Source organism: Arthrobacter sp. Bz4, assembly GCF_003075455.1.
Taxonomy (GTDB): domain Bacteria; phylum Actinomycetota; class Actinomycetes; order Actinomycetales; family Micrococcaceae; genus Arthrobacter_D.
Genome location: NZ_QDAE01000023.1, coordinates 16,134 through 32,128, shown reverse-complemented (window position 1 = coordinate 32,128; position 15,995 = coordinate 16,134). Strand labels below are relative to the sequence as shown.

The 15,995-nt window shown below is 63.4% G+C and carries 15 protein-coding genes; 2 read left to right on the top strand and 13 right to left on the bottom strand.

The annotated features are described in order from the left end of the window. Positions 1 to 16: 16 nt before the first annotated feature. The 4 genes from htpX to DDA93_RS14050 all read right to left on the bottom strand — a co-directional run bounded on the left by htpX (position 17) and on the right by DDA93_RS14050 (position 4,040). Entirely contained in the window at positions 17 to 895 is an 879-nt protein-coding gene (gene htpX, locus DDA93_RS14065) for a zinc metalloprotease HtpX (RefSeq protein ID WP_116779118.1), read from the bottom strand. 110 nt (positions 896 to 1,005) lie between these two features. Then, on the bottom strand, positions 1,006 to 2,286 hold the full coding sequence (locus tag DDA93_RS14060) for an MFS transporter (RefSeq protein WP_116779117.1): 1,281 nt from the start codon (positions 2,284 to 2,286) through the stop codon (positions 1,006 to 1,008). A gap of 301 nt (positions 2,287 to 2,587) precedes the next feature. Beyond that, positions 2,588 to 3,295, bottom strand: coding sequence for an alpha/beta fold hydrolase (locus DDA93_RS14055; RefSeq protein ID WP_116779116.1), 708 nt, complete (start codon positions 3,293 to 3,295; stop codon positions 2,588 to 2,590). Beyond that, positions 3,282 to 4,040, bottom strand: coding sequence for an alpha/beta hydrolase (locus DDA93_RS14050; RefSeq protein ID WP_243400647.1), 759 nt, complete (start codon positions 4,038 to 4,040; stop codon positions 3,282 to 3,284). The genes DDA93_RS14055 and DDA93_RS14050 overlap by 14 nt, the downstream gene beginning before the upstream one ends. Positions 4,041 to 4,154: 114 nt before the next feature. Between DDA93_RS14050 and DDA93_RS14045 the strand changes: the two genes are divergently transcribed. Together DDA93_RS14045 and DDA93_RS14040 are read left to right on the top strand one after the other, a co-directional pair. Beyond that, the gene (locus tag DDA93_RS14045) at positions 4,155 to 4,595 is read left to right on the top strand and encodes a Fur family transcriptional regulator (RefSeq protein ID WP_035746551.1); all 441 of its coding nucleotides are present in this window, start codon (positions 4,155 to 4,157) and stop codon (positions 4,593 to 4,595) included. Positions 4,596 to 4,650: 55 nt separating this feature from the next. Next, the gene (locus tag DDA93_RS14040) at positions 4,651 to 6,144 is read left to right on the top strand and encodes a catalase (protein ID WP_019481777.1); all 1,494 of its coding nucleotides are present in this window, start codon (positions 4,651 to 4,653) and stop codon (positions 6,142 to 6,144) included. Positions 6,145 to 6,242: 98 nt separating this feature from the next. Here DDA93_RS14040 and DDA93_RS16885 read toward each other — a convergent pair whose 3' ends face one another. The 9 genes from DDA93_RS16885 to DDA93_RS14000 form a co-directional block, all read right to left on the bottom strand. Next, a complete protein-coding gene (locus tag DDA93_RS16885) occupies positions 6,243 to 6,497 on the bottom strand; it encodes a hypothetical protein (protein WP_243400646.1) in 255 nt (84 codons plus the stop codon). Between the two features lie 77 nt (positions 6,498 to 6,574). Then, positions 6,575 to 6,838 carry a TetR/AcrR family transcriptional regulator gene (locus tag DDA93_RS16880; protein WP_243400645.1) on the bottom strand — a complete coding sequence of 88 codons (264 nt, stop codon included), beginning with the start codon at positions 6,836 to 6,838 and terminating at the stop codon, positions 6,575 to 6,577. Positions 6,839 to 6,898: 60 nt separating this feature from the next. Continuing rightward, positions 6,899 to 9,466 (bottom strand): MMPL family transporter, encoded by a 2,568-nt coding sequence (locus tag DDA93_RS14030; protein ID WP_116779114.1) that lies wholly within the window; start codon positions 9,464 to 9,466, stop codon positions 6,899 to 6,901. Between the two features lie 88 nt (positions 9,467 to 9,554). After that, positions 9,555 to 10,199 (bottom strand): TetR/AcrR family transcriptional regulator, encoded by a 645-nt coding sequence (locus DDA93_RS14025; protein ID WP_133185536.1) that lies wholly within the window; start codon positions 10,197 to 10,199, stop codon positions 9,555 to 9,557. Between the two features lie 123 nt (positions 10,200 to 10,322). After that, entirely contained in the window at positions 10,323 to 10,715 is a 393-nt protein-coding gene (locus tag DDA93_RS14020; RefSeq protein WP_116779119.1) for a DUF779 domain-containing protein, read from the bottom strand. Between the two features lie 27 nt (positions 10,716 to 10,742). Next, positions 10,743 to 12,266 carry an aldehyde dehydrogenase family protein gene (locus DDA93_RS14015; RefSeq protein ID WP_024475729.1) on the bottom strand — a complete coding sequence of 508 codons (1,524 nt, stop codon included), beginning with the start codon at positions 12,264 to 12,266 and terminating at the stop codon, positions 10,743 to 10,745. A gap of 125 nt (positions 12,267 to 12,391) precedes the next feature. After that, positions 12,392 to 13,699 (bottom strand): GAF domain-containing protein, encoded by a 1,308-nt coding sequence (locus tag DDA93_RS14010; RefSeq protein WP_116779112.1) that lies wholly within the window; start codon positions 13,697 to 13,699, stop codon positions 12,392 to 12,394. A gap of 169 nt (positions 13,700 to 13,868) precedes the next feature. Further along, positions 13,869 to 14,288, bottom strand: a complete 420-nt coding sequence (locus DDA93_RS14005) for a hypothetical protein (protein ID WP_116779111.1) — start codon at positions 14,286 to 14,288, stop codon at positions 13,869 to 13,871. Between the two features lie 168 nt (positions 14,289 to 14,456). Continuing rightward, a complete protein-coding gene (locus DDA93_RS14000) occupies positions 14,457 to 15,881 on the bottom strand; it encodes an FAD-dependent oxidoreductase (protein ID WP_116779110.1) in 1,425 nt (474 codons plus the stop codon). Positions 15,882 to 15,995: the final 114 nt, after the last annotated feature.

The following is a 15,995-nucleotide window of genomic DNA, read 5'->3' as shown; positions in this document are numbered from 1 at the left end:
CGTAGGTTAAGAAGAACTACCGCAGCGTCTGGCCGGCCATCCGCTCGAGTCGCTGGACGCGATCGTCCATTGGCGGGTGACTGGCGAACATCTTCTGGACGCCACCGCCCTTGAAAGGGTTGGCGATCATCAGGTGCGAGGTGTTGACGAGCTGCTGGCTCTGCGGCAGGGGTGCCTGCTGCGTGCCGCGCTCCAGCTTCCGCAGCGCCGAAGCCAAGGCGAGCGGGTCGCCGGTGAGCTTGGCGCCATCCTCATCGGCGTCGTATTCGCGGGTCCGGCCGATGGCTGAGCGCACCAGCACGGCGGCGAAGGGCGCCAGGATCGCGAGGAGGATCGCAGCGATGGGGTTCCCGCCGGAGTTCCGGTTGCCGCCCATCATGCCGGTGAACGCGAACATCTGCGCCACCGAGGTGATCACACCGGCCACCGCGGCTGCCATCGAGCTGAGCAGGATGTCGCGGTTGTACACGTGCATCAGCTCGTGTCCCAGCACACCGCGCAGTTCACGCTCATTCAGCAGATTCAGGATGCCCTGCGTGCAGCAGACCGCTGAATTCTCGGGGTTACGGCCGGTAGCAAAGGCATTGGGCGCCATGGTGGGTGAAACGTACAGGCGCGGCATTGGCTTGTTTGCTTTGGTACTGAGCTCGCGCACAATGCGGTACATGGCCGGGGCCTGCTGCTCGGTCACCGGCACGGCCTTCATCGCCCGGATGGCGAGCTTGTCGCTGTTCCAGTAGCTGTACGCCACCGAACCCACGCCGATCAGCGCAAAGATCCAGATGAAGGCTGAACTGCCCGTGGCACCGGCAATAACAGCACCAAAGACCAGGAAGATACCCATAAGGGCGCCAAACAGCATTACCGTCTTGGCGCCATTGAAATGATTATGCACTGAAACTGCCAACTCCTTGAGTATCGGTCGTTCATCCCGTACAACGCACCGAATAACTGGACTGTTCCACATCCGGCCCTATTCACGGACCATGATGTTCTGGCCCGCGGCTACGGTTCGGGGTTACGTGAATCGTACTGCGCAAAGCGTGGTTGGCGCTTCATCAAAATGATGACCAACACAATGCAGAGCAACCCGCCACAAACTGCAGTCCAGCCCTCCCCCAGCCACTCGGCGTTTCCGCCAGCCACCATGTCACCCAACCGCGGGCCACCGGCCACGACGACGATGAACACTCCCTGCAGGCGGCCCCTCATCGCATCGGGGGTAGCCGACTGCAGGATGGTGCTGCGGAAAACGCCGCTGATGGAATCGGAGATCCCGGCGAAGACCAGGCAGATCGCCGCCGGGATGATCCACGGGGACAGGGTGTCGGGCGCGGCGGCCTGAGAGTTGGCCGCCATCACCACCACCAGCCCGAAGGCACTCACCGAGGCTCCCCACCCAATCACCGACCACATCACGGCCAGACCTTGCCGGTGAATATGGCCCAACGGCCCGGAGAACAACCCCGCGAGGACAGCCCCGACGGCAACAGAGGCCAACAGGATCCCGACTGTCAGCTCGCCGCCGCCAATGAGTACCGCCCCGATCGCTGGCAGCAACGCCCGCGGCTGGGCCATCACCATGGCTGCGAGGTCAATCAGGAACGTCATCCGGATATTGGGCCGCGTACCCAGATATCTGAATCCCTCAAGCACCGTGGCGAGGCCAGCTTTCCGGACCTTGCCTTCCGGGGGCATCGGGGGCAGCTTGAACAGTGCCCACAGCGCTGCGGTGAAGGTGACGACGTCGACCGTGTAGGTCCAGCCGTATCCCACCTGAGCAACCAGCAACCCAGCGAACAATGGACCCACGGTCATCGCCAATCCGAAGGTGATCATGCTGAGCGCGTTGGCGGCCGGCAGCAGTTCGGGACGGACGAGTCGCGGAATGATTGCGGTCCGGGTGGGTTGGTTGATTCCTGCCGCGCCCGAGTGGACTGCCACCAGGGCGTAGAGCAGCCACACGTTTTCGATGCCCGCCCAGGCCTGCGCGGCGATCGCCATGGTGCTGCCCCACAGGAAGAATCCCGAGACCAGAGCCACTTTGCGCCGGTCATGCGCATCAGCAATCGCACCGCCGTAAAGTCCGGCAACCACCAGCGGAACCAGGGCGAACAACCCCAGCAGGCCAACGCTCAGGCTGGACTCGGTCAGGCTGTATACCTGCAGGCTCACAGCGACAAGGGTCAGCTGGGTGCCGACCGCTGAAAGCGCCATCCCGAAGAACAGTCTCCGGAACGCAGGGCTCTCTTTCAGAGGGGTGATATCGGCGAGGAGTCTGGGCACTTATGAAGTGTAACGGCGAAGTGGTTTCCTCCAGCAACCAACGATCCCGGAGCATGGAACCCGGCTAAGCAACCACTGCGTCTCCATCGCGGCCGAAACCCGCAGCCGCGCCCCAAACCGGCGAACGCAGCCGATATATCGGGGGCGTTCGCCGGTATCTGCTGCGTTCGCCGGAACCGGGGGCGAACCTCTCCGGCGCGGGACTCCGGGCGTGCCGCGGGTCGGGGGCTCTAGGCAAACGAACCGGGCACGGACTCTCGGCAAGGACCGGAGCGCTTAGGTCGAACGAGCTATCTGCCGCTCAGCCCGTACTGGAGCCGTAGTCGGCGATCGACTGGTCGACGACGCCGAGCAGCCGCTTGTCGCCGATGATCCTGAAGTGCCCCATGGTCGGCAGCTGAATATTCTCGGCTCCTGGCAGCTGGCTGCCCCGCGGAATGTGGGGGTCGAAGCTGCTGTAGATGGAGGTGATCCGGGCGTTTGACTCAATATTGGCCAGCTGGGTGCGGAGGAATTTGTTCCCCGGTGAGAACGCCCTGATGCTCGGCAGGATGAAGAAATTCGCGTAGATGGAGCCCGAGAACGGCGAGTTGATGGCAATCAGTTGCCGCACGCGGTCTCCGCTGTCGGGCTGCGTCATCACGTATTTTCCAATAAGCCCGCCCTTGCTGTGGGCCACGAGCACAACATCGGTCAGGTCGTGGGCCGCCAGATATTCAGCAACGTACCTTCCCATGGACTGGACGGTGCCCCGGTTGTACCCGAGCTGCTGGACCACATGGACCGGGTGGCCAGCCGACGCAAGATGAGCTGCGACCGGGCGCATGAACTGCCAGGTTTCGTAGATGCCGGGAATGAGAAGCACTGGCGGACCGGCCTCACGGTCGGCACCTCGGTCGGGGGTCAGGTATCTGGCTGGATCCTCCCGGAAGAGGAACCCGTGCACCTGCCAATATCCTACGTAGACGTAGTCCAGCACCCACGACCAGGCTCGTTTAGCGAGCAACACGTGATGTTTCGCCAAGGCAGAATCGGGCGGTGGGTTCGGGTGAGCGATACATCATCACATGGGGCTCCCCCTGGATTTCCCCGGTTGTCACGTCCTGACCGGTGGCCGCCAGTCGACTAAGCCAGTCGGCGGGCACAATCGGGTCGCGGCTTCCCCGCACCAGAGTGACCGGGCAGGCAATTTCCGGCAGCGCGTCCTCCAGCCGGTGTTCCAGCATGGAAGGCAGAGTCTTCAGATACCACCTCATCCCGGCCCGGAAATAGTCGGAAATCACAATGTAGTTAGCCACCGGCGACTCCCTCAGGGTGTCTTGCGCCAGACGCATCATCTGCGTGGCAGCGGTCCGCTCCCGATCGTTGATGGTGGGCGCGAGCAGCACCAGCCGGCCCACCAACTCGGGGGCAGCACGCACCGCCTCCGAGGCAACCTGGGAGCCCATTGAGTGTCCGACGACGACGGCGTCGCGCACTCCGAGGATCCGCATCACAGCAGCGGCAATACCGCCAAACTCCTTGACCGTGAGTCGGCGCCGCGGCGCGGGCATCGCCCCGAACCCGGGCAGCTCAATGGCGTGCACGGTGCAGGTCCGGGCAAGGCGTTCGGCAAGCGGTTCGAAATAGCGGGTGGAGACCCCGATCCCATGAATCAGGACCACCTCGCGGCTGCCAGTTCCGACGGTCCTGACCGAACAGGAAACTCCGTCCACTACGACGGTTTGGGAGTGCTCCCAGATGGATCGGCTCATGAACATCCCTCTCAGTGATCTACTAACGGTACCCAACGCCCGGCCGCCCCAACGCCACCGGCGCGCCTATTATGAGTTTCTCAGAATAAATGGTTGACTGAGGTCATGACCGAGATGGCAACACAACCGGAAGTCGCTGAGGCGCAGTGGGCTACCGCCCTGCGTGCCAACGGGCGCCGGGTGACCCGCCAGCGCCTCGCGGTGCTGGCCGCCGTCGACCTGTCCCCCCATGCCACCACCGAGGACATCGCCGCCAGCGTCCGCGTCGATTTACCCGACATCACCGTGCAATCCGTGTACGTGGTGTTGGCCGATCTGACCGCACTGGGATTGCTGCGCCGGATCGAAACGCCCCACTCTCCCGCCCGGTACGAGACCCGCGTGGACGATAACCATCATCACGCCGTCTGCACCGGCTGCGGCCGCATCGAGGACGTCGATTGCGCCGTCGGCCACGCGCCCTGCCTGACCCCGCAGTGGCCGGAAGGCGCCAGCCCGATGACGATCCAGATTGCCGACGTCGTCTACCAGGGCCTTTGCGCCGATTGTCGCTAGTTCCACCCCTCACAGACCACCCCAAAGTCACTAACCGCACCAACAAAGGAGCCTTATGTCTTCGAACTTCAGCACCACCCAATCCGGAGCACCAGTCATTGATGACGCCAACTCGTCCAGCCTCGGCCGCGACGGTGCCATTCCCCTGACCGATCACTACCTGATCGAGAAGCTGGCACAGTTCAACCGCGAGCGTGTCCCCGAGCGCGTGGTCCACGCCAAGGGTGGCGGCGCGTTCGGTACCTTCGAGGTCACCTCGGACGTCAGCGAATACACCAAGGCGTCACTGTTCCAGCCAGGTGCTGTCACCGAGACGCTCCTGCGGTTCTCCTCGGTTGCCGGCGAGCAGGGCTCACCCGACACCTGGCGTGACCCCCGCGGGTTCGCCCTGAAGTTCTACACCGACGAGGGTAACTACGACCTGGTCGGCAACAACACCCCCGTCTTCTTCATCCGCGATGGCATCAAGTTCCCGGACTTCATCCACTCACAGAAGCGCCTGCCGGGCACCAACCTGCGCGACGCCGACATGCAGTGGGACTTCTGGACCCTCAGCCCCGAGTCAGCACACCAGGTGACCTGGCTGATGGGCGATCGCGGTCTGCCCAACTCCTGGCGCACCATGAATGGCTACGGATCGCACACCTTCATGTGGATCAACGAAGCCGGCGTGAAGTCCTGGGTCAAGTACCACTTCAAGTCCAACCAGGGCCACGAGGTGCTGACCGGAGACCAGGCCGAGGCGCTTGCTGGCTCGGACGCCGATCACCACCTGCGCGACCTGTCGGAGAACATCGCCGCTGGCAACTTCCCCAGCTGGGACCTCAAGGTCCAGATCATGCCGTACGACGACGCCAAGGACTACCGCTTCAACCCGTTCGACCTGACCAAGGTCTGGCCGCAGGGCGACTACCCGCTGATCCCCGTCGGCAAGCTCACCCTGAACCGCAACCCGGAGAACTACTTCGCGCAGATCGAGCAGGCCGCTTTCGCGCCGTCGAACTTCGTCCCCGGTATCGCAGCCAGCCCCGACCGCATGCTGCAGGCACGGATCTTCTCCTACGCTGATGCACACCGCTACCGTGTGGGCACCAACCACGCACAGCTGCCCGTGAATGCGCCGAAGAACGAGGTCCGCAACTACTCGAAGGACGGAGCAGCGCGCTACGACTTCAACTCGCCCTCCACCCCGGTCTACGCCCCAAACTCGGTGGGCGGCCCCGCGGCTGACCCGGCGCAGTACGGTCCACACGGCGGCTGGGAGAACGACGGCGATCTGGTGCGCGCCGCGCATTCCCTCCACGCTGAAGACGACGACTTCGGCCAGGCCGGCACCCTGTACCGCGAGGTGTTCGACGACGGTGAGCGGGCTCGCTTCCTCGAGACCATCACCGGTGCCGTCGGCGGCGTCACCATCGACGCCATCCGGGAACGGGCCATCCAGTACTGGACCAACGTCGACGTCGAACTCGGTGCCAAGCTTCGTGCGGCACTTGGCGCCGACGCCTCCGGTGGCAGCACCCAGGCCGAAGCAGCCAACAAGGTCTAACCGACTCACCCACTAATGGGTTTGAAAAAGGCGGGCACCTCACGGTGCCCGCCTTTTTCGGTTGGTGCGCTGCTTCAAGTCAGAAATTGTTGACTGGACTACTGTTGCTGGTCAAGTGCCCGGTCCAACCCATCGAAAAAGTAGTCCATCAAGAGCAGCAGCGCAGCCTCAGCAGCCGGCCGGTCCCGGTTGACGACGAAGTCATACTGCAATCCATAGATGCCCGAAATGTGGACCCGCGCGACGGCATCAGCCCGGTCTGCCGGCACACCCTGGTTCAACAGCCAGTCGCGAATGAAGCCATGCCAGTAGTCGAACTTCGCTACCGCGCTCTCCCTCGGCGTGGGGCTCACAGCGTCGTGCAGGGATGCTTCGAACTCCAGCCGCTGCAACTGCCGGTTGCGTTCGATCTGAGTCCACTTCCAGGACGCTAGTGACCACTCGTAGAACTCCTCCCGCTGAGCTCAGCCGGGTCAGGCATTTTCACCGTTTCGTCGCGACGCTCAATGTGGGTGACGATCTGGTTGACCAGCTCCTCGCGATTGCCAAAATGGTAGACCAGCACGTAACTGCTGATACCAAGGCCATCTGCCAGGGTACGAAAGCTGAGTCCTGCAAAGGTCTTATCCAGCAAGTAGTCCAGGATCTGGTCAAGCAGTTCCGTCTTGCGCTCTGGGTTGGGTGGTCTGGCCATGTCTTGAATAGTACGTCGGCTTACCTCTCAGGCAAGACCAGCGCACCAAGCGGCGACACCTTACCCCTTGACTGTTACCTGATCGACATCATCCGAGGCGTCAGTTTCCGAGGCCGGTACTGACTGGGCTAGTCGGGCGCCCTCGACATCCACGTCCGGCAGGATACGATCCAGCCACTTCGGCAGCCACCAGGCGTGCCTTCCCAGCAGGTACATAGCGGCAGGCACCAGGGTCATCCTGACCACAAAGGCGTCAATCAGCACCCCGAAGGCCAGACCAAACCCGATTGGCCGGACCATGGTCAGGTGGGAGAACACGAATCCGGCGAAGACCGCGACCATAATGATGGCTGCAGCGGTCACCACCCGTGCACCGTGGCTGAAGCCCACCCGGACGGCGCTCTTGGCGCTGCCTCCGTGGACCCAGGCCTCACGCATCCCCGAGACCAGGAACATCTGGTAATCCATTGCCAGCCCGAACAGGACGCCGATCAGGATGATGGGTAGGAAGCTGAGGATTGGTCCTGGGTTGGTCACCCCGAAAATGTCACCGAACCAGCCCCACTGGTAGATCGCTACGGTGGCACCGAAGCTGGCCAGCAGGGACAGCAGGAAACCTGCCGTGGCGATCAGGGGAACCAGGATCGATCTGAACACGAGGAGCAGCAGCACCAGCGACAGCCCGACGACGATCCCCAGGTAGAGGGGCATTGCTTCCATCAGCTTCTCTGAGACGTCGATGTTGGCTGCCGTCTGACCGGTCACCGAGATCAGTACGCCGGTGTCCGATTCAATGCCCGGCGCTGAGTCGCGGAGCTCCCGGACCAGTTCTTCGGTGCTCTCGCTGGCGGGCCCCTCGGTGGGGATCACCTGGAAAATGCCGGTCCGCCCGTCGTCGCTGACGCCCGCCGGAACGGCAGCGGCCGTGTTGTCCACTGCGGCAAGGCGGTCGGCGACCTCGAGCTGTAGCTCGCTTAGCTGAGCGTCAGAGTCGGTGGCGGGAAGATTAGCCACCACCAGCAGCGGACCGTTGGTCCCCTCGCCGAAATACTCCCCCGCCAGCTCGTACGCCTGGAACGCCGTCGAGTCCACTGGCTCCGAGCCGCCGTCGGGCAGGCCCACCCGAAGTTCAAGGGCTGGGAGTGCGATGACTGCAAGGGCCGCAACGCCCGCGATGAGGGTGAGGATCGGTTTGCGGGTGGCAAAGCCTCCCCAGCCACGACCGCTGGCAGACAGCTTGTCAGCCTCGAGCTGCAACTGCTCGTGGGAGGAGTTAAGGTCGGATTCAGCCTCCGCTTTGGCCCACCGGCGGCGGGAGATCACCTTCCGGCCCATGAACCCGAGCAACGCCGGGGTCAGGGTGAGCGCCACGAGGACCGCGACAGCAACCGTACCGGCGGCTGACATCCCGAGCAGGGTCAGGAACGGCAGCCCCGGTACTGCTAGGGCCGCGAGGGCAATGATCACGGTGATGCCCGCAAACAGGACGGCGTTGCCAGCGGTACCGGTGGCCCGGCCAATCGACTCCTGCAGGTCCATGCCGCGAAGCAGCTGGGTCCGGTGCCGGTTCACGATGAACAGGGAGTAATCGATGCCGACAGCGAGACCGAGCATCAAGGCGAGCACGGGGGTAATGGAGCTCATCGAGATGACGCCGGTCAGTGCAAAGGTCACACCCACTCCGACCCCGACGCCGACGATGGCCATCAGCAGCGGCAACCCGGCAGCAACCAGGGTGCCGAGCATGACGATCAGCACGATGACAGCGACCAGCAGGCCGACGATCTCTGCGATCCCAAAGATTTCGGAAATGTCCTGGACGATTTCCTTGCTGTAATTGACCTCAACGCCCGCTTCGGTGGCAGCGTCGGCTGCAACCTGGACCGCTTCGCGGGTTTCCGGGGTGACGGCGTCAATCTGGGAATCAAACTGGACGCTGGCTACCGCTGCGGCGCCGTCGTCGGACACGAACTTGATTCCGGAGGACGCCTCGAGGGTTCGCTCGGCGAGGTCGAGCTCCGCGAGGCCCTCCTCAAGCTGACCCCGGCCTTCTTCAATCTCGGCAAGCGACGCGTCGAGCTGGGCCTGGCCTTCCGCCAGCTGAGCCTCGATTGCCGCCGCCTGCTCGGGTGGGAGCAGATCCCGGCTCTGTTCAAACTCGGCGCGCTGGGCATCCAGCTCGGCCTGACCGGCTTCTGCCTGCGCGGCACCGGCTTCGAGCTCGGTGGTGCCCTGCTCGATCTCAGCGCGGCCCTCGTCGATGCCGGCCTGGCCGTCCTCGAGCTGCCGGGAGATGTCGAAGGGATTAATGACTGATTCGACGCCCTCAACCTGTTCAAGGTCAGCGAGCGCGTCCTCGACAGCGGTCTGCTGTTCGTCGGTCATTGCAGCATCGGGGGTCGTGAACACAATGGTTCCCATACCGCCAATGGCCTCAGGCATGGTGTCCCTCAGCTCATCCAGGACACGCTGTGACTCAGTGCCGGGAATGGTGAAGTTGTTGCTCAACGTGCCCGAGAACGCGGCCGCTGAACCCCCCACGGCCAACAGAATGGCAAGCCACGCGGAAACAATCCACCAGCGCTGTCGTGATGCAAACTTGCCTAAGCGGTACAGCAGGTGTGCCATGAAGTGTTCCTCGGTTCGTTCGGTTGTTGGAAAGCAATAAGGGTGGGCGGACCGGTCGGCGTTGATCGGCCTGGCGGTTGCGGCCGGCTTAGCTGGGGTTACTGAATCCGTCGCGCAACATCGAGAGGGCGCCGACAATCTGGTCTTCCAGTTCACTCGCTGAATCGGCGGGTGGTGCATTGGATGCGGCGGCCCATACCTGCATTGCGGCCTTGACGCAGGAGAGCACAGCACCAACGAGCGCGAGCAGGTAGAGGGGATCGAGGTTGCCGCCCAGTCGTTCGTTGACCGCCTGGCGGATCCGGGTTTCGGCTCGCTCCCAGGCATGCAGTTGACTGCGCATCAGTTCGGGACTTTCCTCGGCCATCCGGAAGAGTTCCCCGCAGACGCTGAGATTCTCGGTCTTGGCAATGGCCGCGAGCGCCGCGATCATGGCGTCAAAGAGGGGCTCGTCCGCTGGCCTGGCCATGAATTCGGCGGCAGCCAGTTCGAGAAAGGCATCAGTGGAAGTGGTGAGCGCCTCTTCGGCGCTGTGGAAGTAGTTGAAGAAGGTGCGGCGTGACACGCCTGCTTCGGCGGCTACCTGATCCACGGTGAAGTTGCCCAGCCCGTGGGTGCGGGCAAACTCGAGCGCGGATACGGCGATGGCCCTTCGGGTGTCGAGCTTGTTTTGCTCGCGCCGCCCGGGCGTACCCGCGAGGACGGCACTCATCGCTACGGTTGGATCATTCACATTGTTACACTAAGTGCAATTTTGCATTCTGTGCAACCAGATTCGGTGTGCAACTCATCACGTTCACCCGTGATGGGCCTGCTGAAGCTGTCCGGCCCACGTGAAGATGGGCCGGACAGCTGGTCAGGACATCAGCCGGGACCGGATCAGGAACCGGACTCCTTCCGGAGCTTCGACGGAGAACCCGCTCCCCCGCCCTGGGACCACATCGACCGTGAGGTGCGTGTGCCGCCAGTACTCGAACTGTTCACGGGACATCCAGAACTCGATCAGCTGGGCGGCTTCGGCCCCCTCACCGACGTTGAGGACTCCGAGCAGCACATCGGCTTCCGCCGTAATAAAGTCATCCGCCGGGTAACACATTGGCGAGGACCCATCACAGCAGCCACCCGATTGGTGAAACATCAGGGGTCCGTGAAGATCCCACAGCTTCCTCAGCAGTTCCACCGCTGACTCCGTGAGCGCTACCCGCGAGAAATCTTCCCCGGGCAGCTCTACGGTGGCTTCGACTGTCATCATCGCTCCTTCAGGAATCGCCGCTCCTTAAAAGAAGCCCAGCTTGTCTTCGCTGTAGCTGACCAACAGGTTCTTGGTCTGCTGGTAGTGGTCAAGCATCATCGTGTGGTTTTCACGGCCGATGCCCGAGGACTTGTAGCCACCGAACGCAGCCCCGGCAGGGTAGGCGTGGTAGTTGTTCACCCAGACCCGTCCGGCCTGGATCTCGCGGCCGGCACGGTAGGCGACATTCCCGTTGCGGGACCAGACACCAGCGCCGAGCCCGTAGAGGGTGTCGTTGGCGATCTGCATTGCTTCGGTGTAGTCGCTGAAGCGGGTGACCGACACAACGGGTCCAAAAATCTCTTCCTGGAACACCCGCATGGAGTTGGTGCCCTCGAAAATGGTCGGCTTTACATAGAAGCCTTCCGAGAGGTCGCCGTCGAGGGTGATCCGTTCACCACCGGTGAGGATTTTCGCCCCTTCCTGCCTGCCGATATCGAAGTAGGAGAGGATCTTTTCCAGTTGGTCATTGGATGCCTGGGCGCCGACCTGGGTGTTCGTGTCCAGCGGGTTGCCCTGCACCATTTTCTCGGTCCTCGCGAGGGCGTCGGCCATAAAGGAGTCATACATCGAGTCCTGGATCAGCGCCCGGGAAGGACAGGTGCATACTTCGCCCTGGTTGAACGCGAAGAGTGCGAACCCTTCAAGGGCCTTGTCATAGAACGCGTCCTTCTTGTCGGCAACATCGCCGAAGAAGATGTTGGGGCTCTTCCCGCCGAGTTCCAGGGTGACCGGGATGAGGTTCTGACTCGCGTACTGGCTGATCAACCGGCCGGTGGTCGTTTCACCGGTAAACGCGATCTTCCGGATCCGCTTCGACGACGCAAGTGGCTTGCCAGCCTCCACACCGAAACCGTTCACCACGTTGAGCACTCCCGGGGGCAGGATATCGCTGAGCAGCTCCATCAGCACCAGGATCGACGTCGGCGTCTGCTCGGCTGGCTTGAGGACGACGGCGTTTCCTGCGGCCAGCGCGGGGGCAAGTTTCCAGGTGGCCATCAGGATCGGGAAGTTCCAGGGGATGATCTGACCTACCACGCCGAGTGGCTCGTGGTAATGGTAGGCGGTCATGTTGTCGTCCAGCTGGGACAGGCGCCCCTCCTGTGCGCGGACAGCGCTGGCAAAGTAGCGGAAGTGATCCGCTGCGAGCGGGAGGTCAGCGGCGAGCACCTCCCGGATGGGCTTGCCGTTGTCCCAGGTTTCGGCGACCGCCAGCATTTCCAGGTTCTCCTCGATCCGGTCCGCTACCCGGTTGAGGATCGCTGCGCGCTCAGCCACTGACGTCTTGCCCCACCCGGGGGCAGCCTTGTGGGCGGCGTCGAGGGCCAGCTCGATGTCCTCGGCGGTGCCCCGCGCAACCTCACAGAAGGCTTTGCCATTGACTGGAGAGATATTTTCGAAGTACTGCCCCTTAATGGGGGCCACCCATTCACCGCCAATCCAGTTTTCGTAACGTGGCTTGAACGTTATCTTGGATCCATCTTGGCCGGGCTGGGCGTAAACAGTCATTGTTTAACTCCTTGGGTTCGAAAACAGGACGTCGTCGTCGTGTTTTCGAAGTGTAGGTACGCATAAGTTGCACGAAGGTTGCACCAGGCCCCTGCACCCAGCCCGCAGACCGGTCGGTCCGTCAGTCAGGAAAGACTGAGTTCCGCCTCGAGCCGTTCAACGTGCGCGACGACGGATGCCCGCCGCGGCGACCGCGGCGGAAGCACTTTCAGGGCGGCAGTCCACGCCTCGGCGTCGTCGGCGGCCTCGGGCAACTGAAGATACTGCAGGACGGCGTCGACGGCGCCATCGGTCAGGACGGCTTCGCGGAGCAGGGAACTGACTTCGGTACGGAGCCTCACGATAAACGGCGCCTCGGACCTTGGCAGGACTGGCCCTCGGTACAGGTTGAGTGCCATCCGGTGGGCGCCGCGTTGCAGGTAATCCAGCACCTGCGATGCATCGACGGGCAACTCTCGGGGTAGCCGGTACGGCCGGGAGCGCGGAACCAGCGACGGTAGGTGGGAGGAGAGGGCGCGCCGCAGCCGCAGCATCTCAGCGCGCACGGTGGTGACTGACACATGCTCCGGGTAGGCCATTACGGCGAGCTGTTCGGCGCTGAGGCCAGCCGGATGCAGGGCGAGCAGGGTGATGAGTTCCGCATGCCGTGCACTGAGTTCCACCGATTTACGTCCCAGGTGGACAACCCCGCGGTCCTGTCCCAGTATCTGCAGGCCCTCCCGGTCGACAGCATTCGTTTTTGTTGCGGGGAGTTTTCGCGCTGGTTGCTGATCCTGCAGCCGGTGCAGGCTCAGATGCGCCTCAGCGGCAGCGACAGTCGCTTCGACCAAAGACAGCGTGTGTACTGCCACAGCGTCGTCGGTGCCGGTAATGTCCACAACGCCGAGCACCATCCCCGAATCCGGATCATGGACGGGGACCGCTGTGCAACTCCAGTGGTGAGCCTGGGGACTGAAATGCTCCGCCCCAGCAATCTGGACGCTCCTCCCGAGGGCCAGCGCCGTGCCGGGGGCGCTTGTGCCTACGGCAGCCTCCGACCAGTCCGACCCCGCGACGAACATCATTCCCTCAGCACGCCGGCGCAGGTCCCGATCGCCCTCGACCCAGAGCAGCCGACCATTTGCGTCGCCGACCGCCACCAGCAATCCGCTGTCAGCGCTGGGTTGCACCAGCAGCTTCCGGATAATCGGCAGTACCGCCGCCAGGGGGTGGCCTCTACGGTACGCATCAAGCTCTTCATCGCTGTAAAACAGGGGCGCCTGAGCGGCGTCTGGATCGGGAAAGTGTTTCAGGGAACGCAGCCAGGATTCGCCCACCAGTGTGCGCACGCCCGAGGGCGGCGCGCTGCCGAGCCGCTCGTGAGCACGGTGGGCGCACTGCTGAAGGGATCTCGACGTGAGTCCCCCCGGAATCGGCAGTTGCTGCTGCGTCATCGACACCCCGCTTCTGGTCTCCCCGCCGGTGGGGTGGCATCAGTCTAGTGCCGTCGGCGCCCGTCTGTCGCGGGTGTTGTCGAGGAGTTTCCGGAACAGGATATTGACACAGGGTTTGGCGGCGCATTTCGGCGTGGCGAAATGCCCCGGGGAGGCGACCGCTGGGACGTTAGAGGGCGTCCCCGGGCCCGACCGTCCAGGTGGTCCACCGCGGTGAGTCATCACAGGATTCAGGAATGGTCAGCGGGTCCTCGCTGCCCTCCCAACCGCTTCCGCCGAGGCCGACGGTCTGGTCCGCCGCGTACTCCTCGCCATCGAAGACCAGGGTGCCATCACGCCACTCAGGATTGGCTTCGGCGCGAAACACGGGAACCCACCGCCCCGAGAATTCCGGGCTGATCAAGTAGACACAGCCGTCTTCCAGAATCAGGCGACCAGCGATTCCCGCACCGTCGCCGCTCGCACCCGACTGACTGTAGGTAGCGAAGGGCTGGTCACCGCTGTCGGGCTGAGGGGACGGGCCGCTGCAACCGACGGTGAGCACCACCCCGGTCAGGGCGAAGGCGAAGCAGAGGATCTGACGTGTCATTGCCACAGTCTAGGCGCGACACAACAAGGTTGGGCGGAGCGAGGCTGGTCGGAGCCAGGCTGGGCGGAGCCAGGCTGGGCGGAGCCAGGCTGGGCGAAGCGAGTTGAACACAGCCAGGGACCCGTCGCCGTCGTCCGATCCCGGCCGCGGCGCAGCTCTTCTGCGGACCTACTCGTCCCGAGAGATGGCTATCATCTCGTCCCGGGGGACCACCTTGACACGTTCCCTGACGAGCTCCGCATTGGCGCCGCCGTCGTGCACAAAGTTGGCGCCCAACTTCAGTTCATGGGCGTCGAGCTTGAGCCAGCCGTCCCAGGTGGTGTAGCGAATCCCCCGCTCGGTGAGGAGGTCGATGATGGCCTGCTCCGATGGGTCCTGGGCCGGTGGGAGGTTCAGGCGGTCCTCGAGGAGGAACCCGATCGTCTCCAACGCGTCGCCCTTGGTGTGGCCGATCAGGCCCACCGGTCCGCGCTTGATCCAGCCAGTGGCGTAGATGCCGGGAACCGGGTTGCCCGCCTGGTCGATGACCCGGCCGCCTTCGTTGGGAATGACACCGCGCCGACTATCGAATCCAACTTCAGGAAGCTCGGACCCGAAGTAGCCAATCGCACGGTAGACCGCCTGCACGGGGTAGTCGATGAACTCGCCGGTGCCGCGAACTGTGCCTTCGCCGGTGAGCTCGGTGCGTTCGAACCTCATGTTGGCGACCTTGCCGGGGGTTTCCGGTGAATCGGTGATCTCGACAGGCGAGTGCAGGAAATGCAGGTGCAGCCGTCGGGAGGCACCTGTTGGTTCGTCGTCGACCAGCCAATTGGTGAGGGTCTTCACCATCGTCTTGGTCTGGTTGTTGCTGGCGATCTGCTGTTCGGAGGCGGCGTCGAAGTCGAAGTCCTCCGGGTAGAGCACAATGTCCACGTCCCGGGAATGGGACAGTTCGCGCAGCTCCAGCGGCGTGAACTTCACCTGGGCTGGACCACGGCGGCCGAACACGTGAACGTCGGTGACGGGTGAGGCTTTCAACCCCGCGTACACGTTGTCGGGGATTTCGGTGGTCAGCAGGTCGTCGGCGTGTTTGGAGAGCACCCGTGCAACGTCGAGGGCAACGTTGCCGTTGCCGATCACCGCTATCTCCGTGGCGTTCAGTGGCCAGTCGCGGGGCACATCGGGGTGACCGTCGTACCAGGAGACGAACTCGGCGCCGCCGAAGGACCCGTCAAGGTCCACTCCGGGGATGTTCAGTTCAGCGTCCTTGATCGCGCCCGTGGAGAAAATGACTGCGTCGTAGAACTTGCGGAAGTCGGACAGCGTCAGGTCCCGCCCGTAATTGATGTTTCCCAGGAACCGAATGTCCCCCCGGTCCAGCACCTTGTGCAGCGCGTTCACGATGCCCTTGATGCGCGGGTGATCCGGCGCTACGCCATAGCGAATCAGGCCATAGGGGGCGGGGTGCTGATCAAAGAGGTCAATGCTGACCGCGAAGTCACCGCCCTGAACCTCCTGGGACTTCGTCAGAATGTCGGCAGCGTAGACCCCTGCCGGACCGGCACCGATGATCGCTACCCGCAGCGGACGCCCCGCAGCTGAGGTGGACACTGATTGGCCTTCTTCCCTAGTGATCAACCGAAACGTACACTTAGCGCACAGTTTCCTATTCTAAATGCACCGGCTGATGCAGTCTAAACCTGTGATGCCCGTCTCCGTCGACCG

Excerpts from the sequence above, each read along its gene's own strand:
- DDA93_RS14030 (WP_116779114.1), bottom strand. The coding sequence starts at position 9,466 with ATGGCACACCTGCTGTACCGCTTAGGCAAGTTTGCATCACGACAGCGC.
- DDA93_RS14015 (WP_024475729.1), bottom strand. The coding sequence starts at position 12,266 with ATGACTGTTTACGCCCAGCCCGGCCAAGATGGATCCAAGATAACGTTC.
- DDA93_RS14050 (WP_243400647.1), bottom strand. The coding sequence starts at position 4,040 with ATGAGCCGATCCATCTGGGAGCACTCCCAAACCGTCGTAGTGGACGGA.
- DDA93_RS14010 (WP_116779112.1), bottom strand. The coding sequence starts at position 13,699 with ATGACGCAGCAGCAACTGCCGATTCCGGGGGGACTCACGTCGAGATCC.
- DDA93_RS14005 (WP_116779111.1), bottom strand. The coding sequence starts at position 14,288 with ATGACACGTCAGATCCTCTGCTTCGCCTTCGCCCTGACCGGGGTGGTG.
- DDA93_RS14020 (WP_116779119.1), bottom strand. The coding sequence starts at position 10,715 with ATGACAGTCGAAGCCACCGTAGAGCTGCCCGGGGAAGATTTCTCGCGG.
- DDA93_RS14045 (WP_035746551.1), top strand. The coding sequence starts at position 4,155 with ATGGCAACACAACCGGAAGTCGCTGAGGCGCAGTGGGCTACCGCCCTG.
- DDA93_RS14040 (WP_019481777.1), top strand. The coding sequence starts at position 4,651 with ATGTCTTCGAACTTCAGCACCACCCAATCCGGAGCACCAGTCATTGAT.
- DDA93_RS16880 (WP_243400645.1), bottom strand. The coding sequence starts at position 6,838 with ATGGCCAGACCACCCAACCCAGAGCGCAAGACGGAACTGCTTGACCAG.